Annotated in this window: 25 protein-coding genes; 9 read left to right on the top strand and 16 right to left on the bottom strand. The window is 61.9% G+C overall.

Annotated elements, in window-relative coordinates:
• Positions 1-13: 13 nt before the first annotated feature.
• The 13 genes from EI983_RS02980 to EI983_RS02920 all read right to left on the bottom strand — a co-directional run bounded on the left by EI983_RS02980 (position 14) and on the right by EI983_RS02920 (position 10,502).
• Positions 14-979, bottom strand: a complete 966-nt coding sequence (locus EI983_RS02980; protein ID WP_157705837.1) for an ABC transporter permease — start codon at positions 977-979, stop codon at positions 14-16.
• 4 nt (positions 980-983) lie between these two features.
• Positions 984-1,619: a LysE family translocator gene (locus EI983_RS02975; RefSeq protein WP_157705835.1), complete on the bottom strand. Its 636-nt coding sequence runs from the start codon at positions 1,617-1,619 to the stop codon at positions 984-986.
• Between the two features lie 103 nt (positions 1,620-1,722).
• Complete coding sequence (locus EI983_RS02970; protein WP_157705833.1) at positions 1,723-2,820, bottom strand: ABC transporter permease; 1,098 nt, start codon at positions 2,818-2,820, stop codon at positions 1,723-1,725.
• On the bottom strand, positions 2,813-4,435 hold the full coding sequence (locus tag EI983_RS02965; protein ID WP_157705831.1) for an ABC transporter ATP-binding protein: 1,623 nt from the start codon (positions 4,433-4,435) through the stop codon (positions 2,813-2,815). The genes EI983_RS02970 and EI983_RS02965 overlap by 8 nt, the downstream gene beginning before the upstream one ends.
• Positions 4,435-5,424, bottom strand: a complete 990-nt coding sequence (locus EI983_RS02960; protein WP_157705829.1) for a BMP family lipoprotein — start codon at positions 5,422-5,424, stop codon at positions 4,435-4,437. Before EI983_RS02960 ends, EI983_RS02965 begins: the two co-directional genes overlap by 1 nt.
• Positions 5,425-5,549: 125 nt before the next feature.
• The gene (locus EI983_RS02955; RefSeq protein WP_157705827.1) at positions 5,550-5,966 is read right to left on the bottom strand and encodes a GNAT family N-acetyltransferase; all 417 of its coding nucleotides are present in this window, start codon (positions 5,964-5,966) and stop codon (positions 5,550-5,552) included.
• Positions 5,956-6,534 carry a tRNA (adenosine(37)-N6)-threonylcarbamoyltransferase complex dimerization subunit type 1 TsaB gene (tsaB, locus tag EI983_RS02950; protein ID WP_157705825.1) on the bottom strand — a complete coding sequence of 193 codons (579 nt, stop codon included), beginning with the start codon at positions 6,532-6,534 and terminating at the stop codon, positions 5,956-5,958. Before tsaB ends, EI983_RS02955 begins: the two co-directional genes overlap by 11 nt.
• Positions 6,524-7,087 (bottom strand): NifU family protein, encoded by a 564-nt coding sequence (locus tag EI983_RS02945; protein WP_157705822.1) that lies wholly within the window; start codon positions 7,085-7,087, stop codon positions 6,524-6,526. The genes tsaB and EI983_RS02945 overlap by 11 nt, the downstream gene beginning before the upstream one ends.
• Positions 7,088-7,171: 84 nt before the next feature.
• Positions 7,172-7,627: a universal stress protein gene (locus EI983_RS02940; protein ID WP_157705820.1), complete on the bottom strand. Its 456-nt coding sequence runs from the start codon at positions 7,625-7,627 to the stop codon at positions 7,172-7,174.
• Between the two features lie 216 nt (positions 7,628-7,843).
• Positions 7,844-8,875, bottom strand: a complete 1,032-nt coding sequence (locus tag EI983_RS02935) for a MaoC family dehydratase (protein ID WP_157705818.1) — start codon at positions 8,873-8,875, stop codon at positions 7,844-7,846.
• 1 nt (position 8,876) lies between these two features.
• Positions 8,877-9,080 carry a DUF1737 domain-containing protein gene (locus EI983_RS02930; protein ID WP_157705816.1) on the bottom strand — a complete coding sequence of 68 codons (204 nt, stop codon included), beginning with the start codon at positions 9,078-9,080 and terminating at the stop codon, positions 8,877-8,879.
• Positions 9,081-9,084: 4 nt separating this feature from the next.
• Positions 9,085-9,630, bottom strand: a complete 546-nt coding sequence (locus EI983_RS02925; RefSeq protein WP_157705814.1) for an NnrU family protein — start codon at positions 9,628-9,630, stop codon at positions 9,085-9,087.
• 5 nt (positions 9,631-9,635) lie between these two features.
• Positions 9,636-10,502, bottom strand: a complete 867-nt coding sequence (locus tag EI983_RS02920) for an HpcH/HpaI aldolase/citrate lyase family protein (RefSeq protein ID WP_157705812.1) — start codon at positions 10,500-10,502, stop codon at positions 9,636-9,638.
• A 210-nt stretch (positions 10,503-10,712) separates the two neighbouring features.
• On the opposite strand from EI983_RS02920, the gene EI983_RS02915 reads away from it, so the two are divergent.
• A complete protein-coding gene (locus tag EI983_RS02915) occupies positions 10,713-11,024 on the top strand; it encodes a hypothetical protein (RefSeq protein ID WP_157705810.1) in 312 nt (103 codons plus the stop codon).
• A gap of 7 nt (positions 11,025-11,031) precedes the next feature.
• Here the strand turns inward: EI983_RS02915 and EI983_RS02910 are convergent, their stop codons facing one another.
• The gene (locus tag EI983_RS02910; protein WP_246162250.1) at positions 11,032-11,793 is read right to left on the bottom strand and encodes a sulfite exporter TauE/SafE family protein; all 762 of its coding nucleotides are present in this window, start codon (positions 11,791-11,793) and stop codon (positions 11,032-11,034) included.
• 154 nt (positions 11,794-11,947) lie between these two features.
• Here EI983_RS02910 and mdh point away from each other — a divergent pair, with 154 nt between their 5' ends.
• The 8 genes from mdh to lpdA all read left to right on the top strand — a co-directional run bounded on the left by mdh (position 11,948) and on the right by lpdA (position 22,276).
• Positions 11,948-12,910 (top strand): malate dehydrogenase, encoded by a 963-nt coding sequence (gene mdh, locus EI983_RS02905; protein WP_157705808.1) that lies wholly within the window; start codon positions 11,948-11,950, stop codon positions 12,908-12,910.
• A gap of 307 nt (positions 12,911-13,217) precedes the next feature.
• Entirely contained in the window at positions 13,218-14,411 is a 1,194-nt protein-coding gene (gene sucC / locus EI983_RS02900; protein WP_157705806.1) for an ADP-forming succinate--CoA ligase subunit beta, read from the top strand.
• Between the two features lie 79 nt (positions 14,412-14,490).
• A complete protein-coding gene (gene sucD, locus EI983_RS02895) occupies positions 14,491-15,372 on the top strand; it encodes a succinate--CoA ligase subunit alpha (protein WP_157705805.1) in 882 nt (293 codons plus the stop codon).
• A 99-nt stretch (positions 15,373-15,471) separates the two neighbouring features.
• Positions 15,472-18,432, top strand: coding sequence for a 2-oxoglutarate dehydrogenase E1 component (locus EI983_RS02890; RefSeq protein WP_157705803.1), 2,961 nt, complete (start codon positions 15,472-15,474; stop codon positions 18,430-18,432).
• Between the two features lie 3 nt (positions 18,433-18,435).
• Complete coding sequence (gene odhB / locus EI983_RS02885) at positions 18,436-19,971, top strand: 2-oxoglutarate dehydrogenase complex dihydrolipoyllysine-residue succinyltransferase (protein ID WP_157705801.1); 1,536 nt, start codon at positions 18,436-18,438, stop codon at positions 19,969-19,971.
• A 71-nt stretch (positions 19,972-20,042) separates the two neighbouring features.
• The gene (locus tag EI983_RS02880; RefSeq protein ID WP_157705799.1) at positions 20,043-20,432 is read left to right on the top strand and encodes an MAPEG family protein; all 390 of its coding nucleotides are present in this window, start codon (positions 20,043-20,045) and stop codon (positions 20,430-20,432) included.
• Between the two features lie 3 nt (positions 20,433-20,435).
• On the top strand, positions 20,436-20,810 hold the full coding sequence (locus EI983_RS02875; protein ID WP_157705797.1) for a hypothetical protein: 375 nt from the start codon (positions 20,436-20,438) through the stop codon (positions 20,808-20,810).
• A 77-nt stretch (positions 20,811-20,887) separates the two neighbouring features.
• Positions 20,888-22,276: a dihydrolipoyl dehydrogenase gene (gene lpdA, locus EI983_RS02870; RefSeq protein WP_157705795.1), complete on the top strand. Its 1,389-nt coding sequence runs from the start codon at positions 20,888-20,890 to the stop codon at positions 22,274-22,276.
• A gap of 85 nt (positions 22,277-22,361) precedes the next feature.
• Here the strand turns inward: lpdA and EI983_RS02865 are convergent, their stop codons facing one another.
• Together EI983_RS02865 and EI983_RS02860 are read right to left on the bottom strand one after the other, a co-directional pair.
• On the bottom strand, positions 22,362-22,799 hold the full coding sequence (locus tag EI983_RS02865; RefSeq protein ID WP_157705793.1) for a hypothetical protein: 438 nt from the start codon (positions 22,797-22,799) through the stop codon (positions 22,362-22,364).
• A gap of 160 nt (positions 22,800-22,959) precedes the next feature.
• On the bottom strand, positions 22,960-23,985 hold the full coding sequence (locus EI983_RS02860; protein ID WP_157705791.1) for a sterol desaturase family protein: 1,026 nt from the start codon (positions 23,983-23,985) through the stop codon (positions 22,960-22,962).
• Positions 23,986-24,012 lie beyond the last annotated feature (27 nt).

Genomic DNA, 24,012 nt, shown 5'->3' with positions numbered 1-24,012 from the left:
AACCCGAAGGTCCCTAGCGTTCCTTGACGTAGGGTTCTCCCCCGGCACGCGGCGGGATGGCCTTGCCGACAAAGCCTGCGAGGATGATCACGGTCAGGATATAGGGCAGCGCATCCATGAGCTGCACCGGAATTGTCACGCCGCTCAGTTCAATGTTCTGATAGCGCAGGGCGATGGCTTGAAGGAGGCCAAAGAGCAGCGTCGCCCACAGCGCATGCCAGGGCCGCCATTTGGCGAAGATCAGCGCCGCCAGCGCGATGAAGCCGCGCCCGGCGGTCATGTCCTTGACGAAGCCCGCTTGCAGGGCGGTAGCGAGGTAGGCCCCGGCAATCCCGCACAGGACACCGCAAATGGCCACGGCCGCAAAGCGGAGCCTGACGACGGAGATACCCGCCGTATCCACAGCTGCCGGGTTCTCGCCCACCGCGCGCAGGCGCAGGCCAAAGCGGGTGCGATAAAGCAACCACCACGAGGCGGGCACACAGGCGATTGCAAGATAGACCAACAGCGTATGACCAGAGATAAGCTCGTAATAGACCGGGCCGAGCACTGGTATTTTCTGAAGGGTCTCAGCCAGCGGCAGGGTGATCGGCTCGAAGCGGGCCCCGCCCATCAGCGAGGGCGTGCGCCCGCCTTCCTTGAACCAGCTTTGGGCAATGAGCACGGTCATGCCGGCAGCAAGGAAATTGATCGCCACGCCCGAGATCAGCTGATTGCCGCGGAAGGTGATGGAGGCCAGACCGTGCAAGGCGCTCAGCGCCAGCGAGCCTGCGATCCCCGCCAACAGGCCCAACCAGACCGAGCCGGTGACAAAGGCGATAGCGGCCGAGAAAAAGGCCGCCATCAGCATCTTGCCTTCCAGCCCGATGTCAAAGATCCCCGCCCGTTCGCTGAACAGCCCCGCGAGACACGCCAATAAAAGCGGCGTGGCCAGCCGCACCGTGCTGTCGAGGACCTGGAGGAGGGTGGCGAGGTCCATGTGCTCAGCTTTCCGACGTGGCGATCTTGAAGGCGGCGAAGGTGAAGAACGCCCCAAGCGCCCCTTCGATCCACCCCCGTCCGGAGGCATAGGCCGCACGAACCGGCCCCGACGACAGGAAAACGGCCCAGGCGCCGTGCAGCGTGAAGGAGAGCAGCCAGGCCCCCAGTACGAACACTGCGATAATCGGCAGCTCAGCCCCTTCGACGGCTCCAATGGCGGCAATCGCCAGCCAGAAGGCGATGGCCTTGGGGTTGGTGACTTGCAAGAGGTAGCCCTTGGCGAAAAGCTGAGGAGCAGGCTGGCGTGTCACCGAAATGGCCTGCACCTGCGGCGGGTTCAGGGCCTTGCGGAAAGCACCCCAGGCGAGCCAGAGAAGATAGGCCGAGCCAACCAGCTTCAGCAGTGTCATGGCCCAGGCCGCCTGCGAGATCAGCAGGCCGACGCCGAGCATTGTGAGGACGTTGATCGTGGCGCTCCCGGTCGCGATTCCAAGGCAGGTGACCAGTGCCGGCGCACGCCCCTGCCCTGAGGAGATCCCCAGAAGCATGGCAACCGCAGGACCGGGCGACGCGGCCCCGACAGCGAGGATGGCATAGGCGGCGAGAATGCCGGGGAGGTAAGGGGCAATATCGGTCATGGTGTGATGCTCCAGTTTGCAAGGTGATGCAAACGAGCATGACGCCGGGGGAGTGCCCGGTCGAGAACAAACGCTTCGCCACAGATCGAACTATGATTGCGTCTCATGTGCCCCGCCCCCTGCGCCGCGCCAGGAAGAGGCGCTCAAGCGGCATGCGCACCATGTTATCGAGCGCGCCGGTGAAGAGGATGACAAGCGCCTGGATTACCACGATCAGCTCACGCGGGATTGATGTCCAAAGGGCCAGCTCCGCTCCGCCCTGATAGAGAAAGCCAAAGAGCAGGGCGGCCATGAGTACACCAAGCGGATGATTGCGCCCCATCAGCGCCACGGCGATGCCGATGAAGCCAGCGCCTTCTGTGGCGTTGAGGACAAGCCGCTCGGCCTCGCCCATGACGTTGTTGATCGCCATGCACCCCGAGAGCGCGCCGGAAATCAGCATCGCGATGATGATGATCCGTGTCGGCGAGATCCCGGCATAGCGTGAGGCGCTTTCGGATTTGCCAAGGCTGCGGATCTCAAAGCCCAACCGGGTGCGCCAGATCAGCAGCCAGACCAGCAGGCAGGCAAGAAGCGCAATAAACAGGCTGATATTGGCCGGGGCCGATTTGGAAAAAGCGATGCCCAGCGGGCTCAGCATTTCGTGCAGTGTGGGCAGGTGCGCGCCGGTGGGAAACCGCGCGGTGGCCGGGTCCATGGAGCCTTCGGGGCGCAGGATATTGACAAGCATGTAGTTGAGAAACGCCGCCGCGATGAAGTTGAACATGATCGTGGTGATGACGATGTGGCTGCCGCGTTTCGCTTGCAACCAGGCCGGGATCAGTGCCCAGAGCGCCCCGAACAGCGCAGCCCCCAGGATCGCCGCAGGCAGGGCCAGCGCCCAATGAGGCCAGGGCAACAGCAGGCAGATGATCGCCACACCCAGACCGCCAAGCATCGCCTGCCCTTCCGAACCGATATTGAACAGCCCCGCATGGCTGGCCACGGCAAAGGCAAGCCCGGTAAAGATGAAATTGGTCGCATAATAGAGCGTATAGCCCCAGCCATAGGAAGAGCCGAGAGCGCCGGTGATCATCAGCTTGACCGCGGCAATCGGGTCTTCGCCGATGCCGAGGATGACAAGGGCGCTGATCAGCGCCGCCAGTACGAGTGAAATGAGCGGCACAAGAAGCGCATCGGCCCAGGGTGGCATTCTATCCATGATGTTCCCCATGCTCTCGCGCCTGGGCGAATTGCGCGGCCTCGACGGCGGCAAAGGGGTCGTCGGGCTGACCGGTGACGCCCGCCATCAAAAGACCCAGCTCGGTCTCGTCGGTCTCGCCAGGCAGCCGCTCACCCATGATCTGCCCGTCGAACATCACCGCGACGCGGTCGGCGAGCGACAGGATTTCTTCCAGTTCCACACTCACCAACAGCACCGCCTTGCCAGCGTCGCGCAGGGCCACGATCTGCTGGTGGATGAACTCGATCGCCCCGATATCGACCCCACGGGTGGGCTGACCTACGAGAAGCAGATCCGGGTTGCGCTCGATCTCGCGGGCGAGCACGATCTTTTGCTGGTTGCCCCCCGAAAAGCTCTTGGCGGGGAGGGAGGCATCGGGCGGGCGCACGTCGAACCGTTCCATCTTGGCCGCCGCCTCCTCGCGCAGCGCACGGGTCTCCATCAACAGCCCGTCGCCATCGCGGTGATAGCCGAAGATCGTATTTTCCCAGGCGGTGAAATCCATGATCAGCCCGTCGCGCTGGCGGTCCTCGGGTACGTGGGCGATGCCGTGCGCCCGGCGGGAACGCCCGTCGGAGTATCGCCCGGTAAGGTCGATGGGCTGTCCATTCAGGCGGATCTGCCCCGTCGCCGCGCGGGTGCCGCCCAGCACCTCCAGAAGCTCCGACTGACCGTTGCCCGCGACACCGGCAAGGCCGAGGATTTCGCCTGCCCGCACCGTCAGGTCGATCCCTTTGAGCCGCGCCACGCCCTGGCTGTCCACCACGCGCAACCCTTCGATTTCCAGCACGGTTGCACCCGGATTGGCGGGGGCTTTGTCCACCCGAAGCAAGACCTTGCGCCCCACCATCAGCTCGGCCAGATGCTCGGGGCTGGTTTCGGACGTGGCCACGGTGGCGGTCATTTCACCCCGTCGCATGACCGAGACGGTGTCGGTGATCTCCATGATTTCGCGCAGTTTATGGGTGATCAGGATGATCGTCTTGCCCTCATCCCGCAGCCGGTCGAGGATGCGAAAGAGCTGATCCGCCTCGGCCGGGGTCAGCACGCCGGTGGGCTCGTCGAGGATGAGGATATCCGCCTGCCGGTAGAGCGCTTTCAGGATTTCCACGCGCTGTTGCATGCCCACGCCGATATCGCTGATCCGCGCATCCGGGTCCACGTGCAGCTCATACTCATCCGCCAGCCGCTTCAATTCGGCCCGCGCCTTGGCGAGGCTCGGGCGCAATAGCCCGCCGTCCTCCGCGCCGAGAATCACGTTTTCAAGCACCGTGAAGGGCTCGACCAATTTGAAATGCTGGAACACCATGCCGATGCCGTGGCCTATCGCGGCCTGGCTGTCGGGGATGCTGACAGGGGTGCCGCGGATCAGGATCTCGCCCCGGTCCGCGCGATAAAAGCCGTAGAGAATGGACATCAGAGTGGACTTGCCCGCGCCATTCTCGCCAATGATGCCATGAATGGTGCCGGGCATGACCCGGATGGAAATGTCCTTGTTGGCCTGCACCGGGCCGAAGGCTTTGGAAATCCCGCGCAGTTCGATGGCCGGGGCAACATTCTGCCCCTGGCCCGCCGCATCCTGCGGTATGCGCATCACTCCACCGGGCAGGTATTGTCCGACATGTAGTCATGCACCGTCAGCTCGCCCGAGCCGATCTTGGCGGACGCTTCATCGACCATTGCCTTCATGTCATCATTGACCAGGCTGGCGTTATGTTCGTCCAGCGCATAGGCGATGCCGCCATTGCCGAGGCCCATGACATTGAACCCGGTTTCCATATCCGGTCCGGCCTTCATGGCCTCATACACTGCATTGTCCACGCGTTTGACCATGGAGGTCAGAACCTTGCCGGGATGCAGGTAGTTCTGGTTGCTGTCCACGCCGATGGACAGGATGCCCTCGTCGGCGGCGGTCTGGAGCACCCCCACACCGGTGCCTCCCGCCGCAGCATAGACCACATCGGCACCCTGGCTGATCTGCGCTTTGGTCAGTTCAGACCCCTTCACCGGGTCATTCCAGGCGGCGGGGGTCGTGCCGGTCATGTTCTGGATCACGGTCGCATCGGCATTGGCGGCCTTCACCCCCTGCACATAGCCACAGGCGAATTTGCGAATAAGCGGGATGTCCATCCCGCCGATAAAGCCCACCGTGCCGCTGTCCGAGGCAAGGCCCGCCATCATACCAACGAGGTAGCTGCCCTCATGCTCATTGAACACGACCGAGCGCACATTAGGTTGATCCACAACCATGTCGATGATGGCAAACTTGGTGTCGGGATAGTCGGCCGCCACCTCGCCCAGTGCGTCGCCAAAGGCAAAGCCGACCATGACAATGGGGTTGTTACCGGCTTCGGCAAAACGGCGCAGCGCCTGCTCGCGCTGTGCCTCCGATTGCAGCTCGACCTCGTTATAGCTGCCGCCGGTCTCTTCGGCCCAGCGCTGTGCCCCGTTATGGGCGCTTTCGTTGAACGATTTGTCAAACTTGCCGCCCAGATCGAAGATCAGCGCCGGGTCGGCCAGAGCGGCCCCCGCGCCAAGGGCCAAAGCCGCGAGACTGGTGGAAACGGTTTTGAGGAAACTCATGATTTTTCTCCCTGATGGTTGGCCCCTCTTGCGGATGTATCAATCCGTTGCGGAGGCGTTTATTGGCAACAAGTAAGCCTGCACCGGAGGGAGGAGGTCAATAGCTGATCCGCGGCAACCTCACGTCAGGGCAGGTCTTTGGCCAGGATCAGCGCATCGGCAGTGCCGCCACCGGGACAGTGGTAATATCCTGCGCGCCGTGCGACCTCATGATACCTGGCGCGCCGGTAGAGCGCGAGGGCGGCAGTGTTCTGTGCCGAGACGTCCAGAAAAGCGCGGGAGGCGCCGCGAATTGCGGCCTCGTCCTCAAAGGCGCTCAAGAGGGCTGCGCCATGTCCGGCGCGCTGCTCTGCGGGGTCTACAGCCAGAGTCAGAAGCTCCGCCTCGCCCGCAAGGGCACGGCCCAGCGCGAAACCCGCGTCCGAGGTCACGCAGAAGACATGAGGCGCGGCCAGAAGGTCGCCAAACTCCTGCGCCGACCAGCCCCGCCCCTGCCCTGCAAAGGCGCGGGAATGCAGCGCTGCCAGCACCTCAGGCGTCATCCAGGATCACCGGGGGGGCATCGCGCGCGGGTGCGGCATCTGCGGGCTTGAGATAGAGTGGAGCCGGAGCCGGGGCATCTGCCGGAGCCTTGGCTGCAAGCTCTGCAATAGAGGTGACAAGGCGAGCCGGGTCAGTCAGCCACTCTGCGCCGACCGGCACTTCGTCACGCGGCAGGATGGCCGGGGCCTCATCGCCGATCTGCACATAGGCCGTGTCGCGCGGGCCGGGAATGGCTGCCATGTCTTGTGTAGAAACAGCCCGGAGAGCGTCGAGCCCCGACACGCCGATGGCGGGCACACCAAGGCTCAGCGACAGACCGCGCGCCAGAGAGACGGAAATGCGAATGCCGGTAAAGTTCCCCGGCCCGGTGCCAACACCGAGGCGTTGGATATCGGACCAGTCGGCACCTTCGTTCTGCAACAGTTCTTCGAGCATCGGCACAAGCCGCTCGGCCTGTCCGCGCCCCATCTCCTCAACCCGGGTCACCACCCGTTGGTCCAACAGCAAAGCGGCCGCGCAATGCGCGGCCGATGTGTCAAACGCCAGAACCAGCGGGTCAGACGCCAACCGGGCGCACCTCAGTCACTTCCGGGATATAGTGGCGCAAGAGGTTCTCGATCCCCATCTTCAGCGTGATGGTCGAGGACGGACAACCCGCGCAGGCGCCTTGCATATGCAGATAGACCACGCCGCGTTCGAACCCGTGGAAGGTGATGTCGCCGCCATCCTGCGCCACGGCCGGGCGCACGCGAGTATCCAGCAACTCTTTGATCTGGCCCACAATCTCGGCATCCTCGCCGTCGTGGTCGGCATGACCGGAGGAGCCGGCTGCATCACCGATCATCACCGGCTTGCCCGATTGGAAATGCTCCATGATAGCCCCCAGGATCGCAGGCTTCATGTGGTCCCATTCCGCGTCGTCCCCCTTGGTGACGGTCACGAAATCATTGCCGAAGAAAACGCCCGTGACGCCCTGCACCTTGAAGATGCGCTCTGCTAGGGGGGATTTCTCTGCGCCTTCCGCGGTCGGAAAATCGGCTGTGCCCGCTTCCAGAACAGTCTGGCCAGGCAGAAATTTCAACGTCGCCGGGTTGGGCGTGGATTCGGTCTGAATGAACATCGGGCACCCCTTTCGCTTGTCTCAAGGATATGCGCTTCACGGCGCCTCAAGTCAAGGTTTGGAACGATTCTAAACTGCGCCCGCTCAGGTGATCGCTTCCAGCCGCTCCTTGCTGAGATCGCCCGGCACGATGGTCACCGGAATAGGCAGGCTGCCGGAGTTCTTGGACAGCTGTGTCACCAAAGGCCCCGGCCCCTTGCGCCCGGTCCCGGCACCCAGAACCAGCACGCCGATCTCGGGGTCGTCCTTGACCTGCGCCATGATCTCATCCACCGGCTCGCCCTCGCGGATGACAAGCTCCGGGTCCACGCCCTGCTTGTCACGCATCCACTTGGCAAATACCTCGAAATGCGCCTGAATGCGCTCCCGCGCCTCCTCGCGCATGAGGTCGCTGACGCCGATCCAATGGTTGAATTCGTCGGGCGGTATCACCGCGAGGATCTCCACCCCGGCATTCGTATGCGCTGCCCGCATCGCCGCAAAGCGCATCGCGTTCAGACATTCGGTGCTGTCATCGAGCACCACCAGAAACTTGCGCATGGCACTATCTCCCTCGACGCCACATAATGCCGATATTGATGAGCCGGGGCAACAGGTGCTTTTCCCGCTTCTTCTTGGCAAAATACTCAAACCCCACCGCGCGGCCCGCACTGACACCAGGTCAATGGCGTCACCTCCGTACCCGCCCCGAGGAGGACGTAAGGACGACGAGACGAACCGGCATGCGCGCCAGCGCATTCCTTTGGATCGGGTGGATCAGACCGGCATCAGCGCCCAGTAATCAAGATCAAGCATCACATGAGGCAGGTATTTGCCATCCTCACCCTTGAGCTCGAACGGCGCACCGCCCTTGGTGGCCACAAGCCGCAACCGGATAGCGCCGACACCCGGCGCGGGGGTCTCGGCCTTGTCCAGCACTTCCGACCAGGCCTTGATCGTATCGCCCGCATAGTAGGGGTTGGCATGGGTACCACCGTTCAGGCCGGCAACGATCTGCGCATTCGCCAAACCGTTGAAGCTGAGCGTGCGGGCCATTGAAATCACATGCCCGCCATAGATCAACCGCTGACCATCAGGCCGCGAGCCGGTGTCGAAATGCACCTTGGCCGTGTTCTGCCACAGGCGCGTGGCCATCATGTGCTCGGCTTCTTCCACAGTCACGCCATCCACATGATCGATCGTTTCGCCAATCTCGTAATCGCCACAGCGATGCGGCTCTCCCGCGAGGGTAAAGTCATAGTTCGAAAAATCGAGACCTTCGGGGATCACCAGTTCGGCCGGACCCACCACCTTGGCCAGGTCCGGGATCACCGCCTCGGGTGCCGGGGTCTCGGGGTCGCGCTTGCGTACCATCGCCCAGCGGCAATATTCGATCACCACCTCGTCACGCTGGTTAAACCCTCGCGTGCGCACCCAGACGACGCCACTTTTGCCGTTGGAGTTCTGCTTGACCCCGATGACCTCCGACGTGGACCGGATGGTATCGCCCGCATAAACCGGCTTCAGCCAGCGCCCCTCGGCATAGCCCAGATTGGCCAGCGCATTGAGCGAGATGTCGGGTACCGTTTTGCCGAATACCACGTGGAAGGCCGCAATATCGTCCAGCGGGCTGCCGGGCAGGCCGCAACCACGGGCAAATTCATCGGATGAATAAAGAGCATGACGCGCGGGATAAAGCGCATGATAGAGCGCGCGTTCCCCGCCCGAGACTGTGCGCGGCACCGCATGATGGATCGTCTCGCCCACGGTGTAATCTTCGAAAAACCGGCCCGGATTGGTCTTGGCCATCTTACTGCTCTCCTAGTTTCATGTCGGGCGAATAGGTGCCCTCCACCTCTTTCACTACCGCCTGCCCGCAGCGCATCACGCCATTGGCGGCATCAAAGGCGTAGGTCGGGCTGCCATGCAGCGCCCAGCCCTTGTTGAGCGCCTGGGTGACCTTGTGGCAGAATGCCGATGTGTCGTCCGCGCTGAGAAAGCGGTAGAGTTTCATTGCGTCACCCGAAGGTCGGATAGCCAAGCGCGTAGTGGATACCCACGGCGACGGCATAGACGATCACCGTGGCGACGATGGCGGTGATTTCCTTCGATTGCGGTGCAGGCGCGGGGCGGGTCCATTCAGGCTCGGCCCGGTTGATCGCGATCATCTCGACCACCGCCCAGGCCAGCAACCCGCCGAACAGCACGATCGATGCCACATCGCCGTTGACCAGCAAATGCGCCAGCGCCCAGACCTTCACAGCACCCAGCATCGGGTGGCGCATCTTGCGCGCAAGCGCCGTCTTGGCCCCGGCGGCGGCAAACATATAGACCGAGAGGATCATCAGAAGGTTGTTGATGCCGACCATCGCCGGGCTGCGGCCCCAGAACACGGCCGTGTCGGCCATGCGGTAGCCGATCACCATCAGCACAAGGCTGATCAGCAGGGCAAGCGCAATCGGCCCGCGCCCCTTGTCACCCATCGCGGCGCGGCGCTCCGGGGCGATCCGCTTGAACAGATGCGCGGCGAACCACAGGATCAGACCCAGGATCAAAAGGGGCATCAGGCTTACTCCTCTTCTTCGGCCATTTCCGCCACGGCCTTGGCCTTGGCGAGGATTTTCTGTGCAGCCATCACATGCAGATTTTCAACGATATTACCATCCACCACAGCGATGCCCTTGCCCGAGGCCATGCTTTCCTCAAAGGCGGCGATCTGCCGCCTGGCAAGGTCAATCTCGGATTGTGTGGGCGAGAACTCGGCATTGGTGACTTCGATCTGGCTGGGATGGATCAGCGTCTTGCCGTCAAAGCCCAGGTCCCGGCCCTGCTCGCATTCATGCTTGAGGCCCTCGCCATCGCGGAACCGGTTGTAGACCCCATCGATCGCCACGATCCGGGCCGCACGGGCCGCCATCACGATGGTCTGCAGAGCCGTCATCAGCGGCAGGCGGTCGGCGCGCACCCGGCAGCCAAGATCCTTGGTCAGGTCATTGGTTCCCGTCACAAGCCCTTCCACCTGCCGGTGCGATGCAATCTCGCGGGCGTTGAAGACGCTCACGGGTGTTTCCATCATCACCCAGATCGGCATATCGGGCCCGAGCAGATCGGCCAGGCTGTCGATATCCGAGGCCGAATTGACCTTGGGCAACAGGATCGCATCCGCGCCTGCATCGCGCAGGGTGGTGACGTCATCCAGCCCCCAGGCGGTGGTCAGCGCGTTGATGCGTACAATCTTGAACCGTTTGCCATAGCCGCCCTGCCGGAGTGCGGCCGCCAGCGTCTCGCGCGCAGTCGCCTTTGCATCCGGTGCCACGGCGTCTTCCAGATCGAAGATGATCGCATCCGCGGCCAGGCTGCGCGCCTTTTCCAGCGCCCGGTCCATGGAGCCGGGGATATAGAGCACCGAACGATAGGGGCGAGATTGTCTGTCCATGGAAAGCTCCGTCTGTGAGTCGCGGATTGAAATAATCTTGCGCAGGAATGCCACTTATCGCCCGAATTGTTCAACCCCTTTCTCGCCGCAGTGCAGAAACTACACGCAATTCGCGCGACCGGGCTACGCATTAACCGCGTTTTGACGGACTGTCCGGCAAGGTTAAACCCTTCCTTGGCAGGGACCCGTAACCAAGCAAGGGTGAATGACATGACACATTTGACGATGATTGGCACTGCCGCGCTGGCCGTGCTGGTTGCCTACCCGGCCAATGCGCAAACCGCGCCCAACTGCGCCCCGCGCGAGGTCGTGGTGGAGCGGCTGGCCACGAAGTATGGCGAGTCCCGGCAATCCATGGGGCTGGGCGCGAATAACGCGGTGGTGGAGGTTTTTGCCTCGGACGAGACCGGCACCTGGACGATCACCGTGACATCCGTCAACGGGATCACCTGCCTTGTGGCGGCGGGTCAGGCCTTCGAAGAACTGGCCGAAGCGTTGCCCGCGGGCGACAGCGACGCCTGAACACCGGCTACATCAGCGCCATATAGATGAGCCGTGCGCCAGTGATAGTGAGAAGCACGTAGGTCAGTGCAAAGAAGGCGCGCTCCGACACCAGGAAATGCGCCTTCACCCCCAGCCAAGCCCCGATAAGGGCAAAGGGAACCAGCAGCGCTGAGAGCGTCAACGTCTGCGCCGTGATCAGCCCCATTGCCGCATAGGGGCCGATCTTGAGCAGGTTGATCAGACCAAAAACGAGAACCGTCGTGGCCTGATACGGCGTCTTACCCAAGCCCCGAGCGAGCAGATAGACGGCCGCCACCGGGCCTCCGGCGTGACTGATGAAGCTGGTAAACCCGGCGACACTCCCGGCGAGCCATCCACCCCAGAGCGGCATGCCCCGTTTGCCCGGCGCGATCCAGCCCCCACGCGTGGCGGCCTGCCAGACGACAAAGGCCATTGCGATCACCCCGATCAGCAGGCGCAAGATATCTGCGTTCGCCCAGTTGAGCAGGATCGCACCAAGCGCGACACCGGGCACCGCGCCGAGGACCAGAACACGCGTCTCGGACCAGCTCCAGCGCCGCCAAAAGGGCGGGAGCGTCACCAGATCGATCAGCATCAGGAGCGGCAGCATCAGCGCCAGCGCTGCCCCCGGATCCATGACCAATGCCAGAATCGCAGCGCTGGCAAAGGCCGCGCCAGAGCCAAATCCGCCTTTCGAGACCCCGGCAAAGACCACCGCAAAGGCCATCAGAAGCATCACGCCCGGCTCCATTGTGACCAGCACCATCGCCTGCAACCCCTTGCAACCTTTGCGCGTTAGCGCGAACGGGCAACGCCTGTCCCCCGAGATGTTCCGTTATGCCGCACTGCAGCACACTTGCACGACCCCCGATTTGGGACTACGCACAGGGCCAATTTCCACTGGATCGGAGTATAAATCCATGGCCAGACCCAAGATTGCGCTGATCGGCGCAGGTCAGATCGGGGGCACGCTCGCCCATCTTGCAGCCCTTAAGGAACTCGGCGACGTCGTTCTCTTCGACATTGCCGAAGGTGTGCCGGAAGGCAAGGCGCTCGATATTGCAGAATCCGGCCCCTCCGAGGGCTTTGACGCGCGCCTCAAGGGCACGCAGGATTATGCGGATATTGCGGGCGCGGACGTCTGCATCGTCACCGCTGGCGTGCCGCGCAAGCCGGGCATGAGCCGCGATGACCTTCTGGGCATCAACCTCAAGGTCATGAAATCCGTGGGCGAAGGCATCCGCGATCACGCGCCGAACGCCTTTGTCATCTGCATCACCAACCCGCTTGACGCGATGGTCTGGGCCCTGCGCGAATTCTCGGGCCTGCCGCATGAAAAGGTTTGCGGCATGGCCGGTGTGCTCGACAGTGCGCGGTTCCGTCACTTCCTGAGCCTGGAATTTGATGTCAGCATGAAAGACGTCACTGCCTTCGTCCTTGGCGGGCATGGCGACACGATGGTGCCGCTGGTGCGGTATTCGACCGTGGCGGGTATCCCGCTGCCCGATCTGGTTGAGATGGGCTGGACCACGCAGGACAAGCTGGACGCCATCGTTCAGCGTACCCGTGACGGCGGCGCCGAGATCGTTGGCCTGCTGAAAACCGGCTCGGCCTTCTATGCGCCCGCCACCTCGGCGATCGAAATGGCCGAAGCCTATCTCAAGGACCAGAAGCGCGTGCTGCCCTGTGCGGCCTATGTGGACGGTGCCTATGGGCTCGACGGGTTCTACGTGGGTGTGCCCACTGTGATCGGTGCCGGTGGGATCGAGCGCGTCGTCGCGATCAAGATGAACAAGGATGAGCAGGCCATGTTCGACAAATCTGTCGACGCGGTGAAGGGCCTTGTCGAGGCTTGCAAAGGCATCGACAGCTCGCTGGCCTGATACGGCCATTAAAGTGATCCAGGAATGCGCGCCCTGAAACGGGCGCGCATTTTTCTTTGCCGGTTGATCGAAACCAGGAGCGCTCGCCCCCTAGGTATGCGATTGCATACATTTTCGAATCGCTCGTGATTCCTTTTGAAATCCATAGATTGCTGCCCGCAACTTATTTGTGATCACACGTTTTGGGGCCGTGATCACAAATGTCGGAAAAACAGGTGCAAAACGCCGCAGAATGCGGAAAATCATTTTTTTAACCTGAATGTCATGGAATGACCTGTTGTTGAACGCATCAAAACGGGACAGTTTCATGAATATCCATGAATATCAGGCGAAGGCTTTGCTTCGCTCTTACGGCGCCCCGGTCTCCGATGGCCGCGTCGTGCTTCGCGCCGAGGAGGCCAAGACCGCCGCCGGTGAACTCGACGGCCCCCTCTGGGTGGTCAAGGCGCAGATCCACGCAGGTGGCCGCGGCAAGGGCAAATTCAAGGAAGCCGGTGCCGGCGACGCGGGCGGTGTGCGCCTCGCGAAATCGGTTGAGGAAGCCGCTGAGGAAGCCAAGCGCATGCTGGGCCGCACGCTGGTCACGAAACAGACCGGCCCTGCGGGCAAGCAGGTGAACCGCATCTATATCGAAGACGGCTCGGGTATCGAGAAAGAGTTCTACCTCGCCCTGCTGGTCGATCGCGGTTCCAGCCGGATCAGCTTTGTCTGCTCGACCGAGGGTGGCATGGATATCGAGGAAGTGGCCGCGTCCACGCCGGACAAGATCCTCAGTTTCTCGATTGACCCGGCCACCGGCTATCAGGCGTTTCACGGCCGCCGCATCGCCTTCAACCTTGGGCTGGAAGGCAAGCAGGTGAAGCAATGCGTTCAACTGATGGGCACGCTCTACAAGATGTTCCTGGAAAAGGACATGGAGATGCTGGAGATCAACCCGCTGATCATCACCGACGCGGGTGACCTCAAGTGCCTTGATGCCAAGATGGGTTTTGACGGCAATGCCATCTATCGCCACCGCGACATCATGGAGCTGCGCGACACGACCGAGGAAGATCCCAAGGAGCTGGAAGCCTCCAAGTATGACCTCAACTACATCGCGCTGGATGGCGAGATCGGCTGCATGGTCAACGGCGCGGGTCTGGCCATGGCGACGATGGATATCATCAAGCTTTACGGCTCGGAGCCTGCCAACTTCCTTGACGTGGGCGGCGGCGCCACCAAGGAGAAGGTGACAGAGGCGTTCAAGATCATCACCTCCGACCCGCAAGTCAAAGGCATCCTCGTGAACATCTTCGGCGGCATCATGCGCTGCGATGTGATCGCTGAGGGCGTTGTGGCGGCGGTGAAAGAGGTTGGTTTGCAAGTGCCCCTCGTTGTCCGCCTCGAAGGCACCAACGTGGAAGAAGGCAAGGCGATCATCAACAATTCCGACGTGGATGTGATCGCCGCCGACGACCTCAAGGACGGCGCCGAGAAGATCGTGGCCGCCGTCAAAGGATAATGCGTAGGGTGCGTGATTTCACGCACCATCCCGAATAACAGGTGCGTGAAATCACGCACCCTACAAAGGAGCCAACAACATGGCAGTCCTCGTAGACGAAAATACCAAAGTGATCTGTCAGGGCCTCACCGGCTCGCAGGGCACATTCCACACTGAACAGGCAATCGCCTATGGCACCAAGATGGTCGGCGGGGTCACCCCCGGCAAGGGCGGCAGCACGCATCTGGAGCTGCCGGTCTACAACTCGGTGCATGAAGCGATGCATGAGACCGGCGCAAACGCGAGCGTGATCTACGTCCCGCCCCCCTTCGCGGCGGACTCGATCCTTGAAGCCATCGACGCCGAGATGCCGCTGATCGTGTGCATCACCGAAGGCATTCCGGTGCTTGACATGATGCGTGTGAAGCGCGCGCTGGAAGGGTCAAGCTCGACCCTGATCGGCCCCAACTGCCCCGGCATCATCACGCCGGACGCCTGCAAGATGGGCATCATGCCCGGCCATATCCACAAGCGCGGGTCCTGTGGTGTGGTCAGCCGCTCAGGTACGCTGACCTATGAGGCCGTGGCACAGACCTCTGCCGCGGGCCTTGGCCAATCCACTTGTGTGGGCATTGGCGGCGACCCGATCAAAGGCACCGAGCATATCGACGTGCTGGAGTGGTTCCTGGCCGATGACGAAACCCAGTCGATCATCATGATCGGCGAGATCGGCGGCAGCGCCGAGGAGGAGGCCGCGCAATTCCTCAAGGACGAAGCCAAGAAAGGCCGCTCCAAGCCGGTCGCAGGCTTCATCGCGGGCCGCACGGCGCCTCCGGGCCGCCGCATGGGCCATGCCGGGGCCATCGTCGCCGGTGGCAAGGGCGGCGCCGAGGACAAGATCGAAGCCATGCGTTCAGCGGGTATCGTTGTTTCCGAGAGCCCCGCGGGCCTTGGTGAGGCGATGCTGGAAGCGATCGGGTGATCCGGCAACGCAACCTGTTCGGCCGGGGATATCCCCGGCCTACACAGCGGCGGGGTAACCCCCGCCCTACATCGTTTTCCCCAACAGGGATCTGAAATCATGACCGACCAATCCCCCAACGACCAGTTTCACGCGTCCTCCTTCATGCAGGGGCATAATGCGGAATATCTGGAGCAGCTTTATGCGCGCTATGCCAATGACCCGAACGCGGTTGATGAGGCCTGGCGCAGCTTCTTTGCACAGCTCGGCGATGGCGAGGTCGAGGTCAAACGCGAGGCGGCTGGGCCGTCCTGGGCGCGGGGCGACTGGCCGCCGCAGCCTGCCGATGACCTGACCGCCGCGCTGACCGGCGAATACCCGCCCGAAGTGGAAGCCAAGGCAGCGGCCAAGAAGATTGAGGCCAAGGCCGCAGAGGCCGGTGTGAAGGTCACGGAAGAAGCGGTCAAACGCGCGGTGCTTGATTCCGTGCGCGCGCTGATGCTGATCCGCGCCTACCGGATCCGGGGCCATCTGGCGGCGGATCTGGACCCGTTGGGCCTGCGTGAGATGCCGCACCGGCCCGAGCTTGACCCCAAATCCTACGGCTTCACCGAGGCCGACATGGACCGGCCGATTTTCATCGACAATGTGCTGGGGCTGGAAATTGCCTCGATCCGTGAGATCCTGGACATCGTTCGGCGCACCTATTGCGGCACCTTTGCACTGCAATACATGCATATTTCCGACCCTGAGGAGAGCGCCTGGCTCAAAGAGCGCATCGAGGGCTATGACAAGGAAATCCGCTTTACCCGGGAAGGGCGCAAGGCGATCCTGAAAAAGATGGTCGAGGCCGAAGGCTTCGAAAAATACCTGCATGTCAAATATATGGGCACCAAGCGCTTTGGCCTGGATGGCGGCGAAAGCCTGATCCCCGCCATGGAGCAGGTGATCAAACGCGGCGGGCAGTTGGGCGTCGAAGAGATCGTCATCGGCATGCCGCACCGCGGCCGCCTGAGTGTGCTGGCCAACGTGATGGGCAAGCCCTACCGCGCGATTTTCAACGAGTTTCAGGGCGGCAGCTTCAAACCCGAGGATGTGGATGGCTCAGGCGACGTGAAATATCATCTGGGCGCCAGCTCGGACCGCGAGTTTGACGGCAACAGGGTACACCTGAGCCTGACGGCCAACCCGTCACACCTGGAAGCGGTCAACCCGGTTGTTCTGGGCAAGGTCCGCGCCAAGCAGGACCAGATGAATGACGAGGAACGCATCAAGGTGCTGCCCGTGCTGCTGCATGGCGACGCGGCCTTTGCCGGGCAAGGTGTCGTGGCCGAGTGTTTCGGCCTCTCGGGGCTGAAGGGCCACAAAACCGGCGGCACGATGCATATCGTGGTGAACAACCAGATCGGTTTTACCACGGCTCCGCATTTCAGCCGCTCCTCCCCGTACCCGACGGATATCGCGCTGATGGTGGAGGCCCCTATTTTCCACGTTAATGGCGACGACCCGGAGGCTGTGGTGCATGCCGCCAAGGTGGCGACGGAGTTTCGCCAGAAGTTCCACAAGGACGTGGTGATCGACATGATCTGCTATCGCAGGTTTGGTCATAACGAAGGCGACGAGCCTATGTTTACCAACCCGATCATGTACAAAAAGATCAAGACGCAGAAGACCACGCTCGCGCTCTACACCGATCGTCTGGTCAAGGATGGTCTGATCCCCGAAGGCGAAATCGAGGATATGAAGACCCAGTTCCAGGCCTTTCTTGCCGATGAATTCGAGGCCGGGAAGGATTATCGTCCGAACAAGGCCGACTGGCTGGATGGCAAGTGGTCCCACCTCGACCGCAAGGACGAGGATTATCAGCGCGGCGAGACGGCGATCAAACCGGAAACGCTGGCCGAAGTCGGCCGCGCGCTGAGCACGGCACCCGACGGCTTCCCGCTCCACAAAACGGTGGCGCGCCTTTTGGATACCAAGGCCAAGATGTTTGAGACCGGCGAGGGGTTCGACTGGGCCACGGCCGAGGCGCTGGCCTTTGGCTCCCTGCTGACCGAGGGCTTCCCGGTCAGGCTGGCAGGGCAGGACTGTACCCGCGGCACATTCAGCCAGCGGCATTCCGGGCTGATCAACCAGGACACCGAAGAACGGTATTATCCGCTCAACAATATCCGCGCGGGCCAGGCGCAGTATGAGGTCATCGACTCGATGCTCTCGGAGTATGCCGTTCTGGGCTTCGAATATGGTTATACGCTGGCCGAGCCCAACGCGTTGACCCTGTGGGAAGCGCAGTTTGGTGATTTCGCCAACGGGGCACAGATCATGTTCGATCAGTTCATCAGCTCGGGCGAAAGCAAATGGCTGCGCATGTCGGGGCTGGTTTGCCTGTTGCCGCATGGCTTTGAGGGGCAAGGGCCGGAACACAGCTCGGCCCGGCTTGAGCGTTTTCTGACCATGTGCGGGCAGGACAACTGGATCGTGGCCAACTGCACCACCCCGGCCAACTATTTCCACATCCTGCGCCGCCAGCTGCACCGTACCTTCCGCAAGCCGCTGATCCTGATGACGCCGAAGTCGCTCTTGCGCCACAAGATGTGCATCTCGAAGGCGGATGAGTTCACCACCGGCTCCAGCTTCCACCGGGTGCTATGGGACGATGCGGAATATGGCAACTCCGACAACCAGTTGGTGGAGGATAAAAAGATCAAGCGCGTCGTGATGTGCGCGGGCAAGGTCTATTTCGACCTGCTGGAAGAGCGAGATAAGCGAGGCATCGACGACATCTATCTGATGCGTTTCGAGCAGTTTTATCCGTTCCCGGCACAGTCGGCGGTGAAGGAACTGAGCCGTTTCAAACAGGCCGAAATGGTCTGGTGTCAGGAAGAGCCCAAGAACCAGGGGGCTTGGTCCTTCATCGAGCCCAATCTGGAATGGGTGCTGGGCCGCATCAAAGCCAAACACACGCGGCCCGTCTATGCCGGACGCGCCGCCGCTGCCTCGCCCGCGACGGGCCTGGCCTCCGCTCACAAGCAACAACAAGAAGCGCTGGTGGATGCCGCGCTGACGATCGAAGGGAAATAACTTATGTCTATCGAAGTTCGCGTCCCCACTCTGGGCGAATCCGTGACCGAAGCGACGGTGGCCACATGGTTCAAGAAGCCGGGCGATGCCGTGGCGGCTGATGAAATGCTCTGTGAGCTGGAAACCGACAAGGTCACCGTCGAAGTGCCCGCCCCCGCGGCCGGCGTCATGGGCGAGATCGTCGCGGCCGAGGGGTCAACCGTTGGGGTGGATGCCCTGCTGGCCACCATTTCCGAGGGTGACAGCGCGGGCGCCGAACCTGCCAAGGCCCCCCAGAAAGATGCCGATGAAGCGCCCGCCTCTTCGGGGGCATCGGTCGATGTGATGGTGCCGACACTGGGCGAAAGCGTGACCGAGGCGACCGTTTCCACCTGGTTCAAGAAGGTGGGTGACAGCGTCGCTGCCGATGAAATGCTCTGTGAGCTGGAAACCGACAAGGTGTCGGTCGAAGTCCCCGCGCCGAGCGCCGGCACGCTTACTGAAATCCTTGCCGGAGAAGGCGACACCGTCAAAGCCGGTGGCAAACTCGCGGTGATGTCAGGCGGTGCGGATGGCGCGGTGGAACCGGCCGAACGCCCGCAACCCGAAGGTAATGAGGCCGTGGCCGATGGCGAACAATACACGCCGCCCGCTGCTGGCAAGGATGTGGAGGATGCGCCTTCCGCCAAGAAAGCCATGGCCGAAGCGGGGCTCAGCGCCGATCAGGTGCAAGGTTCGGGCCGCGATGGCCGGGTGATGAAGGAAGACGTGGCCAAGGCTGCTGCTGCGGTGGCCAATGCGCCCGCCCCCGCCGCGGCACCCGCCCAGGCCCCGCGCGCGCCGGTCTCTGCTGATGATGCCGCGCGTGAGGAACGGGTCAAGATGACCCGCCTGCGCCAGACCATCGCGCGCCGCCTCAAGGACAGCCAGAACACCGCCGCCATGCTGACCACCTATAACGAGGTGGACATGACCGAGGTGATGGCCCTGCGCAATCAGTACAAGGACGAGTTCGTCAAGAAACACGGTGTGAAACTGGGCTTCATGTCCTTCTTCACCAAGGCCTGCGTGCATGCGCTGAAGGAAGTGCCTGAGGTGAATGCCGAGATCGACGGCACGGATATCGTCTATAAGAACTTCGTGCATATGGGCATCGCGGCGGGCACGCCCACCGGCCTTGTCGTGCCGGTCATTCGTGACGCGGATTCGATGAGCTTTGCCGAAATCGAAAAGCAGATCGCCGAGAAAGGCGCCCGCGCCCGCGACGGCAAGCTGAGCATGGCCGAGATGCAGGGCGGGACGTTCACCATCTCTAACGGTGGTGTCTACGGCTCGCTCATGTCCTCGCCCATCCTGAACCCGCCGCAATCGGGGATCCTGGGGATGCACAAGATCCAGCAGCGCCCGATGGTGGTGAATGGCGAGATCGTCGCGCGCCCGATGATGTATCTGGCGCTCAGCTACGACCACCGGATCGTGGACGGCAAAGGCGCCGTGACCTTCCTCGTGCGGGTCAAGGATGCTCTGGAAGACCCGCGCCGGTTGCTGATGGACCTGTAAAAGGTTGGGGACCACCCTGCCCTGCGTACACTGCGCAGGGTGGGGTTTCACACAACCGCCAAGGTGGACACATGACCCCCGAGCTTACCGCCCTCGCTCTTGCCGCCCTCCTGCAGGTGGGCCAGCTTTGCCTTTATTCCGTGGCGGGGCAGGCCCAGGCGGGAACGAAGAAGGCGCTGAAGCCGCGGGACGAGCCTGTCGTGCTGACCGGCAAGGCAGGGCGCATTCACCGCGCGCTCAACAACCATTTCGAGGGGTTGATCCTTTTTTCAATCGCCTGCCTCGTCATCGCCGTCTCGGGCCAGTCCACCGGGTTCACCGCCGCCTGTGCCTTTGCCTATCTCGCCGCGCGGATCGCATATATCCCCGCCTATGTCTTTGGCTGGGTGCCGTGGCGCTCGGCGATATGGGCGGTTGGGTTTCTCGCCACCGCGCTCATGCTGCTCGCCGCGCTGGTCTGAGTTATGGCGTATCGGACCCCTCCCACGCCACTGAGTTGCCCGATATGCGGCTTTGTCGGGCATGTCGTCATCGTTATCGGCAAGGGCCCCAGCACGCGCAAAGGCGATGTGCCCTACCGCCAGTTCCGCGAGGAGGGGCCGTTCATCAAGGCCGAAACCGAAGACGGTCTGGCCCAGCTCACCTGTCCGGAGGATGGCACCGTGGTCTGGACCAACGAGCGCGCCGCGATAGCCTACGGCCCTCTGACCGAGCAGGAAATGCGCGGCATCACGGGCCAGCGCTGGCTTGTGCCTGGCACGGAAACACCCTTTCCGCCCGAGCCAAGACCCTACAACCCGGATGACCCTTTCACCCTCAAACCGGCGCCCCGCAGATGACGGCGCGCCCGAAATTTCATAGACTTGCCCGACCTGGCCCAACCGCCACCGCGGGCAGCTGACACGAGGAGACTACCATGGCTAATTACGACGTTATCGTCATCGGCGCAGGCCCCGGCGGCTATGTGGCCGCGATCCGCTGCGCGCAGCTGGGGCTGAAAACCGCCTGTGTCGAGGGCCGCGAGACGCTGGGCGGCACCTGCCTCAATGTGGGGTGCATCCCCTCCAAGGCGCTGCTGCATGCCTCTCACCAATTGCACGAGGCCGAGCACAACTTTGCCAAGATGGGCCTGAAGGGCAAAGCGCCATCGGTCGATTGGAAACAGATGCTGGCCTATAAAGACGATGTCATCGGCCAGAACACGAAAGGCATCGAGTTTCTGTTCAAGAAGAACAAGATCGACTGGCTGAAGGGCTGGGGGTCGATCCCCGAGGCGGGCAAGGTCAAGGTCGGTGACGAGGTGCACGAGGCCAAGAACATCATCATCGCGTCAGGATCCGAGCCGTCATCGCTGCCGAATGTCGAGGTGGATGAGAAGGTCGTCGTCACCTCCACCGGCGCGCTGGAACTGGGCAAGGTGCCGAAGAAACTGGTTGTGATCGGGGCCGGTGTCATCGGGCTGGAGCTGGGCTCGGTCTATGCGCGTCTGGGCAGCGAGGTGACGGTGGTCGAGTTCCTCGATGCAATCACACCGGGCATGGATGGCGAAGTGCAGAAGAACTTCCAGCGCATCCTGAAAAAGCAGGGGCTGAGCTTCATCATGGGGGCCGCCGTACAGTCGGTGGAGGCGAGCAAGACCAAAGCCAAGGTGAATTACAAGCTGCGCAAGGATGACAGCGAGCACCAGCTTGATGCCGATTGCGTACTGGTCGCCACGGGTCGCAAACCTTACACTGACGGGCTGGGACTGGAGGCGCTTGGCGTCGAGATGACCGAGCGCGGCCAGATCAGGACAAACGCCCATTGGCAGACCAATGTGAAGGGCATTTATGCCATTGGCGATGCGATTGAGGGGCCGATGCTGGCCCATAAAGCCGAGGATGAGGGCATGGCCGCCGCAGAGGTCATCGCAGGCAAACATGGCCATGTGAATTATGGCGTGATCCCGGGTGTCATCTATACCCACCCCGAAGTGTCCAATGTGGGCGAGACCGAAGAGAGCCTCAAGGCAGCAGGACGCGCCTATAAGGTTGGCAAATTCTCCTTCATGGGCAATGGCCGTGCGAAGGCGGTGTTTGCCGGAGAAGGGTTTGTCAAACTTCTGGCCGACAAGGAGACGGATCGCATTCTGGGTGCGCATATCATCGGCCCGGCGGCGGGGGATCTTATTCACGAGATCTGCGTCGCGATGGAGTTTGGCGCCTCGGCCGAGGATCTTGCGCTGACCTGTCATGCGCATCCGACCTATTCCGAAGCTGTGCGCGAGGCTGCTCTGGCCTGCGGCGACGGTGCAATTCACGCCTGACCGGTGACGCGGGGGCCATGACCCCGCCCCGAGGCTTACGAGAACCGGTCGGCCGCGCGTGATTGATCACTCATGCGCGGCCTTCTTACTTTTCAGGGCCGTTGGTCATTCTCAGCGCCATGATCGCCGAGGTGATACCGGCCGGAATCTGACTTGGTGGAAACGGGCCGTATCTGTTCGGACCAACCTCGAACCTGACGGAAATGTCCCGGCCCGGCACGTCGCTGAACATGATATGGTAGTAGCTTGTCTGCGCCTCCAGAGTCGCGACGAGCCTTTGCCTCAACCGCGCCTGTGTCAGTGCCCCGTCCCAGTCCCGGCCCCAGTCCACATGGACATCGACCGTCGCAAAGCCGGTGCCATCATGCGCGCGCTCCACCGACGCGACATTCTCTTTCGTGAGGCCAAGAGGCTGCAAATGGGGGGCGTCGAAATAGTCGGAAAACAACCTCAGGGCCAGGGCCGGTGCGGCCAGCACCAAAACCGGCGTAATCGCCCGCATCAGATTTCGTGTACTCTCCATGTCGCTTTCCGGACAGACGCACCTGTCCGACATGTTTGACAGGGATTGGATGAGAATACGTTAACCTCCGAGGCCAGCCCCTTCTGATGCCTGCGCCGCCATGCCTGCATGCAAGTTGCAAGACTCTGCGCTATTGGTGGCTTCTCTTGGTGGCTTGGGCTTATTCAGCAGGTGGCAGCACCCTCTGAGGCGTGCCACGTAGCTTCTTGCGAAGCCGCCGAAAGGCCTTCTTAAACGGAATGACGTAGAGCTTGACACAGGTATCCATCTCACCCGATTTCATGCCGGCCACGCCAAACTTCACATCCCGATTGTCCTCGGGCATCGTATAGGTGCCAAAGAGCACGTCCCATAGCGGGAACATGAACGCGAAATTTTTGTCAAAATGGTCCGGATGACAGCTGTGATGCACATGATGATGCGCGGGCGATGGCAGGATCTTTGACCAGACGCCGGGCCAGCGCAGCCAGACATGGGAATGGCGCAGATTGTAGCCGAAGATATTGAACAGGAACATCATGACCGGCACCCCGAAGACCGCGGGCATGCTGGGAATATACCCGAGCCAGAGCACGGCCAGACCAACCATGATGCCATGGCCGCATCCAATGGTGGTGATATAGGCAATGTTGTCGACCGGATGCTCCCGGAAATTGGAAACGGGGTGCATCACTTCAGCGCTGTGATGCACTTTGTGAAACTCCCAGAGGATCGGAATTTTGTGTTGCAGGAAGTGGACGAAGAACCCGAGGAAATCCATCACGATGAAGAACACCAGCATATAGGCCAGGGCGATCAGATAATCCGAGCTGCCGCGATGTGCATCGCCCTCTGTGGCCATATCGGCCAGGTTCATACCCCCAGTCACCAGCGCAAATGCCCAGGCGGTACAACCGGTCAGCGCGACAAAGAAAAAGAAATGCCCGATGCATTTGTGAAACAGGAAATAGCGAAGATCCAGCCAGGCCGAGGGATGAGACCAGACTTCACGCGGAAACAGAAAGCTAAGAAATCCGCCCGCGGACTGCGCCTTATGATATTTGTGCGTACGATAGGCAAAATAGGCAAATGGCACCGCCGCGAGCAGATACATTGCGAAGATGCGTTCATTCGGGTCCCACAGGAAATCGAAGAAATTCGTCAGATAGACCGTATAAAGAACCAATAAATCCGTAAGATAGCTCATTTTCGCCTGTTACTCGTGCGTTCCGGG

The organism is Roseovarius faecimaris (genome assembly GCF_009762325.1).
Lineage (GTDB): Bacteria > Pseudomonadota > Alphaproteobacteria > Rhodobacterales > Rhodobacteraceae > Roseovarius > Roseovarius faecimaris.
This window is presented reverse-complemented; position numbering and strand designations above follow the sequence as displayed.

Excerpts from the sequence above, each read along its gene's own strand:
- EI983_RS02980 (WP_157705837.1), bottom strand. The coding sequence starts at position 979 with ATGGACCTCGCCACCCTCCTCCAGGTCCTCGACAGCACGGTGCGGCTG.
- EI983_RS02975 (WP_157705835.1), bottom strand. The coding sequence starts at position 1,619 with ATGACCGATATTGCCCCTTACCTCCCCGGCATTCTCGCCGCCTATGCC.
- EI983_RS02970 (WP_157705833.1), bottom strand. The coding sequence starts at position 2,820 with ATGGATAGAATGCCACCCTGGGCCGATGCGCTTCTTGTGCCGCTCATT.
- EI983_RS02965 (WP_157705831.1), bottom strand. The coding sequence starts at position 4,435 with ATGCGCATACCGCAGGATGCGGCGGGCCAGGGGCAGAATGTTGCCCCG.
- EI983_RS02960 (WP_157705829.1), bottom strand. The coding sequence starts at position 5,424 with ATGAGTTTCCTCAAAACCGTTTCCACCAGTCTCGCGGCTTTGGCCCTT.
- EI983_RS02955 (WP_157705827.1), bottom strand. The coding sequence starts at position 5,966 with ATGACGCCTGAGGTGCTGGCAGCGCTGCATTCCCGCGCCTTTGCAGGG.
- EI983_RS02945 (WP_157705822.1), bottom strand. The coding sequence starts at position 7,087 with ATGTTCATTCAGACCGAATCCACGCCCAACCCGGCGACGTTGAAATTT.
- EI983_RS02940 (WP_157705820.1), bottom strand. The coding sequence starts at position 7,627 with ATGCGCAAGTTTCTGGTGGTGCTCGATGACAGCACCGAATGTCTGAAC.
- EI983_RS02935 (WP_157705818.1), bottom strand. The coding sequence starts at position 8,875 with ATGGCCAAGACCAATCCGGGCCGGTTTTTCGAAGATTACACCGTGGGC.
- EI983_RS02930 (WP_157705816.1), bottom strand. The coding sequence starts at position 9,080 with ATGAAACTCTACCGCTTTCTCAGCGCGGACGACACATCGGCATTCTGC.
- EI983_RS02925 (WP_157705814.1), bottom strand. The coding sequence starts at position 9,630 with ATGCCCCTTTTGATCCTGGGTCTGATCCTGTGGTTCGCCGCGCATCTG.
- EI983_RS02920 (WP_157705812.1), bottom strand. The coding sequence starts at position 10,502 with ATGGACAGACAATCTCGCCCCTATCGTTCGGTGCTCTATATCCCCGGC.
- EI983_RS02915 (WP_157705810.1), top strand. The coding sequence starts at position 10,713 with ATGACACATTTGACGATGATTGGCACTGCCGCGCTGGCCGTGCTGGTT.
- EI983_RS02910 (WP_246162250.1), bottom strand. The coding sequence starts at position 11,793 with ATGGTGCTGGTCACAATGGAGCCGGGCGTGATGCTTCTGATGGCCTTT.
- mdh (WP_157705808.1), top strand. The coding sequence starts at position 11,948 with ATGGCCAGACCCAAGATTGCGCTGATCGGCGCAGGTCAGATCGGGGGC.
- sucC (WP_157705806.1), top strand. The coding sequence starts at position 13,218 with ATGAATATCCATGAATATCAGGCGAAGGCTTTGCTTCGCTCTTACGGC.
- sucD (WP_157705805.1), top strand. The coding sequence starts at position 14,491 with ATGGCAGTCCTCGTAGACGAAAATACCAAAGTGATCTGTCAGGGCCTC.
- EI983_RS02890 (WP_157705803.1), top strand. The coding sequence starts at position 15,472 with ATGACCGACCAATCCCCCAACGACCAGTTTCACGCGTCCTCCTTCATG.
- odhB (WP_157705801.1), top strand. The coding sequence starts at position 18,436 with ATGTCTATCGAAGTTCGCGTCCCCACTCTGGGCGAATCCGTGACCGAA.
- EI983_RS02880 (WP_157705799.1), top strand. The coding sequence starts at position 20,043 with ATGACCCCCGAGCTTACCGCCCTCGCTCTTGCCGCCCTCCTGCAGGTG.
- EI983_RS02875 (WP_157705797.1), top strand. The coding sequence starts at position 20,436 with ATGGCGTATCGGACCCCTCCCACGCCACTGAGTTGCCCGATATGCGGC.
- lpdA (WP_157705795.1), top strand. The coding sequence starts at position 20,888 with ATGGCTAATTACGACGTTATCGTCATCGGCGCAGGCCCCGGCGGCTAT.
- EI983_RS02865 (WP_157705793.1), bottom strand. The coding sequence starts at position 22,799 with ATGGAGAGTACACGAAATCTGATGCGGGCGATTACGCCGGTTTTGGTG.
- EI983_RS02860 (WP_157705791.1), bottom strand. The coding sequence starts at position 23,985 with ATGAGCTATCTTACGGATTTATTGGTTCTTTATACGGTCTATCTGACG.